Annotated in this window: 4 protein-coding genes; all 4 read left to right on the forward strand. The window is 49.9% G+C overall.

The genetic code is table 11. The annotated features are described in order from the left end of the window. Nucleotides 1–484 (forward strand): T9SS type A sorting domain-containing protein (locus AAHB90_RS32255; protein WP_342089455.1); only part of this gene is annotated, 484 nt, incomplete at its 5' end. A gap of 236 nt (nucleotides 485–720) precedes the next feature. Then, nucleotides 721–1350, forward strand: coding sequence for a response regulator transcription factor (locus AAHB90_RS32260; protein ID WP_342089456.1), 630 nt, complete (start codon nucleotides 721–723; stop codon nucleotides 1348–1350). A 281-nt stretch (nucleotides 1351–1631) separates the two neighbouring features. Then, entirely contained in the window at nucleotides 1632–2282 is a 651-nt protein-coding gene (locus tag AAHB90_RS32265; RefSeq protein ID WP_188939479.1) for a hypothetical protein, read from the forward strand. A 44-nt stretch (nucleotides 2283–2326) separates the two neighbouring features. Continuing rightward, the gene (locus AAHB90_RS32270) at nucleotides 2327–3697 is read left to right on the forward strand and encodes a hypothetical protein (protein WP_342089457.1); all 1371 of its coding nucleotides are present in this window, start codon (nucleotides 2327–2329) and stop codon (nucleotides 3695–3697) included. The last annotated feature ends 199 nt before the right edge of the window (nucleotides 3698–3896 follow it).

Genomic DNA, 3896 nt, shown 5'->3' on the forward strand with positions numbered 1-3896 from the left:
TAAAGCCGCACTGCTTTCCTGGTCGACCAGTGAAGAAATCAACAGCGACCGATTCGAGATCGAACGCAGTGCCAATGGCAAACAGTGGAATAAAATAGGATCGGTAGAGTCCGGTAAGGAAAGCACAACAATCAGAAAGTACTCCTTCACCGACGAGAGCCCTCTGACAGGAAGAAGTCTTTACCGCTTGAAGATGGTGGACCAGGACAACACTTTCGCATATAGTGTAATCCGCACGATCTCTATCGAAGGCAAAGGCGTTTTTCTTTACCCCAATCCAGCTACTGATTACGTCAAACTCGACGATGCAGACTCGATTCAAAAAGTGGAAATCGTCAATCTGAACGGAGCCACTGTATATCAATCTGCCGCTGTTTCACCGGACGGGATCGACGTGAGAAAGCTGATAGCAGGAAACTATGTGCTTAAAATCACTGACCGGAATGGAGCACTAAACACACAAAAGTTGGTTATTGTTAGGTAGCAGAATTAATCAATGCCTAATTTATCGTAGTGTTTTTTTACAGCTCGGCGATAATTTGCCGAGCTGTTTCTTGGCAAATAATCCATTGCCTGACAGACTCGTCCCCACCGTTATCAGACTGGTTAAAGACTTTCAATCTCCCCGATCCGAAGAATATGGCGCAACGCTTACCATTTTCCCTTTAGCACCCGCAAGAGCGGTAGTAAAGATTTTTTTCAACATAACCCCCCTTCACAATGTTGAACATATTAATTATCGATGATCAGACGATGTTGCGCGCCGGCATGCGCGTGATGCTTGAAACAGTTTCCGAGCATTACTGCCTTTATGAAGCCAGTTGTGTCGAAACGGCCCTTTCTATCCTTGAAAGCAATGCAGACATTCAGGTAGTTATCAGCGAATTGAAAATTAGCAACCGGGTTGTTGCGGATATTGTAGAAACCATTAAAGCCGTTCGGAACGACGTTTCCATCCTGCTTTATTCGGGATTAGCGGAAAGGTTGTACGCACTTCCGGTTCTGAGAGCCGGCGCGGACGGGTTCATTATGAAAAATGCTAAGATTCCCGAGCTGCAAAAAGCAATCGAGCGAATCGCAGCAGGAGGAAAATATCTGAACCTGGAATTGCAAACTTCCCTGATCAAAAATAAATCTTCGCACCGCCTGGAAGACATCGAATCTGTAGAAAAGCTCTCGCCAAGAGAATTGATGGTGATGCGGGAAGTGGCCCAAGGCAAAAGCACCAAAGAAATTGCCTACACCCTCAAACTGAAATGCAATACTGTCAGCACGTATAAGAAGCGGATCTGCCTTAAAATGAACGTAGCGGACAGGATCGAACTTGCACAGAAAGCCGCTGTCCTTTAGGGCTCAGTGAGCGCGCATTTTTCGGCAAGCAACTACCATTTTCATTCTCCCCTGCACCCCAAAAGTCACCTCAAAAATACAAAAAAGCGTCTCAAAACAATCCAATTAGGCAAACGACATTTGTGGTGAATTGTATACAAGTATTCACCAGGCAAGAGTTCGTTTACAAATTGTGATACGCTGACTCTTCCCTGTCCGAGTGCACTGCCCGCTTGACCGACCTGCGCACTCGGACAGTGCATCGTCATTAATTATTTCTTAATCAAAAACTTAAAATCCGAATGAAAAAGAAAATCTACTTGCTTGGAGTGATGATGGGCCTTACTGCCTCTGCGGCCATGGCGCAAAATGTAGGGATAGGCACTACCACTCCTGCGGCCAAATTGCACGTGGTGGGCAATGTAGCCATTCAGGATGGTACTCAGGGTGCCGGAAAAGTATTGACCTCGGACGCGGCGGGTATCGCCAGCTGGCAGGCCCCTGCGGGAGCGGGCGCGAGTACCGCCACTCAAACGGCTTCATATGCAGTGCCCATTGGAAATGGTGCGCAGCCAAGCGCCTTTTTCGGAGTGACGGAAGGTTCCTATACAACGGTTTCCAATACTACCAATGTCATCAATTTCCCCAGTCAAAAAGCCGCATTTATCAACTACGTACTTGGTGTTGACGACGTGTCTGCATGGACAGGTTACAGCCCGTTTAACCGTTTTGAAATATACATCGACGGAGTGGCAAGCGGCATCTTCATTATCATCCAGACCGAAGTGAGCGGTCACTTCGAATTGACTTTGTCCGGTGTTCGCACCCTGTCCGCAGGAAACCACACGTTCGATGTAAGGGCAACCAGATGGTATAACAACGGTGCTCCCGCCAGTGCCTACCAAATTTGTGGTACCATTTCTTCCAACCTGGATGTAACCTACTTGAACTAGTCGGAGAGTTGCAAGGTACAGTCTTCATTTAAACAGCTTTCACGATGAAAAAAGAATACATCAGCCTCATGACAGGGATGGCATTGCTGTTGGGAAACCAGCTAGCCCATGCGCAGCTTGTCATCGACGGGGCTACTTTCAATAATTATGGGTCAGTTACCAACCGTGGTACATACACCGCCGTTACAGCCAACGCGCCCGCCGCTTATACGGCTTCATCGGGCGCTGTTTTCAACCACTATGAGACAGATGCCAACTCGTTGCGGGTTAATAACAGCTATAATGCCAATGGCACCGGCGGAAGCACTGACAATTTCAATGGACCGGCGGGAGTAGCAGGTGTGCAGGGAATCAGCGGCAGTGTTGCTCCTAATTTTTCCACACTGGCCTTGAAGAACGGATCGGCCAGCGCATTTAATATCACCAATACAGCAGGCGCCAACGTGTTTACCATTGCGTCGTTCGAAAACGGGATAACCACTACCGTGCGCGCCAACACGGCCAATGGCGCGATCAGGTTTCAGGCAGGGGCGACTTACACAGGTGGGCTCACCGACGCTCAGCACGTGGACGGATATGTTTCCAAAATCGGTAATTCCACCTTTATATTCCCGGTGGGAAACAATTCCGATCTGAGAACATTGCGGATCTCCGCACCCACAAATACCGCGCATATCAGCGTGGCCTACGCCGCAGACCTCGGAGAGGCTTCCAACACACCCTCCGCTTCCATCAAACGCGTATACACCTTCGGTAGTTGGGACTGGGCGGCCATCACACCTGCTACAAACGATCTGGATGTGACCGTGTCGATCCCTAATGTCGCTGGTTTTGAATCCACAGCCGCAAACCTCAGGCTGGTCGGCTGGGACGGTTCCCAATGGCTCGATTTGAGCGGGTCGGCCAATGCCACAGGCGTAGTAGAGAACAGTACACTGACCGGCGTCGTACCGGCTGGGGCGGCCATCACACAGATCGCCATCGGCTCTACGCAGGAGCTTGCCACCACGCCCGACCTGCGGCCGTTTATCATCATGGGCAATGTGACTTTCTCGAATACCGAAACGGTCAGGCCATTTACCATACGCGTCAGAAACATGCGCGCAGGAACCATTGCCTCTGATCTAATCACCATACGCGTCTATAAGCCCACACCTACTTCCACCATTGCCCTCACTGGCGCTTCGGCCACCGAATGGACCATCACCAACTCGGGTACTTACTACACGCTGACCACCGACAGCGATATCGCCGCCTCGCCATTGGGGAATAGCATTACGGCCAACCTGACCATCCCCGCGGCGGCTGTTCCCGGAGGCTATCCATTTAGGGCTTTCATCCCCGACCTATCGGGCGGGGAAGTAGTGGCCGACAATGGCAACAACAATCTAATCATTCAGGTATTCAAAAATTAACTGAAGCCATGACCAGCTTTTAAACTTAAAATCATGAAAAAAACAAACTACTACCTTGGATTAGGGCTTCTTGGACTTTCCCTGCTTGTCTCGGCAGAAAGCCACGCGCAGCAAATCGACATCAACGCCGGGTATGGAAACTATGACCCGGGAACCTTTCCCGGCTATGGAAACCAGCCGGCAGCGCGCGGGATATTTT

Origin of the sequence: Dyadobacter sp. OTU695, assembly GCF_038440355.1 — a bacterium.
In the GTDB taxonomy this organism is placed as follows: Bacteria; Bacteroidota; Bacteroidia; order Cytophagales; family Spirosomataceae; genus Dyadobacter.